The sequence below is a fragment of the Acidovorax sp. ACV02 genome (genome assembly GCF_014851475.1).
Taxonomy (GTDB): domain Bacteria; phylum Pseudomonadota; class Gammaproteobacteria; order Burkholderiales; family Burkholderiaceae_C; genus Acidovorax; species Acidovorax delafieldii.
In genome coordinates this window covers 1-667 of record NZ_JACUZU010000025.1, presented here as the reverse complement: position 1 = coordinate 667, position 667 = coordinate 1, and the positions used below count along the sequence as shown (strand labels likewise).

Annotated in this window: 1 pseudogene; it reads right to left on the bottom strand. The window is 60.7% G+C overall.

Features of this window, described 5'->3' with window-relative positions:
• Positions 1–667: pseudogene (locus IB236_RS24180) on the bottom strand (hypothetical protein); the annotation flags it as partial.

Genomic DNA, 667 nt, shown 5'->3' with positions numbered 1-667 from the left:
CGGTGCAAGTCGTGCATCACGACCAACAAAGAGTCCTGCAGCTCTGCCGCCCCCCTGCCGGGCCCCTGGCCCGCCGGTCCTCCCGGCGTTGTTCGCGTCGATTGCCTCGTTTCTCCCTCTCCGCCCGTCCCCCTTCGCCTCCCCCCCCTCCCCTCCCCCTTCCTCCTCTCCTTTCCTCCTTCCCCCTCCCCTTCCCCCTCTCCCCCCTTCTCCTCCTCTCCCCTTTTCCTCTTCCTCCCCCCCCCTCCCCCCCTCCCCCCCCCCCTCTCTTTCTCTTCTTCTCCCCCTCCCTCCTTCCCCTTCCTTCTCCCTCTCTCTTCTCTCTTCCTCCCTTTCCTCCTCCCCTTCCCCTCCCCCTTCTTTTCTCTTCCCTTTCCCCTTTCCCTTTCTCCCTCCTTCCTCCTCCCCCCTTTCTTTTCCTCCTTCTTTCCCCCTTTCTCCCTTTCTCCCCTCTTTTTCCCCCCCCCCTTTTCCTCCTCCTCTCCTTTTCTTTTCCCTCCCTCCCCTCCCCCCTCTTCCCTCTCCTCCTTTCCCCTCTTCTTTCTCTCCTTCTTTCCCCTTTTCTCTTTTCCTCCCCCCTCCTTTCCTCCCTCTTTCTTTCCCTTTCTTCTTTCCCTTTCCTTTTCTCCTTCCTTCTCCTTTCTCTCCCCTCTCCCTTCCTCCCTCT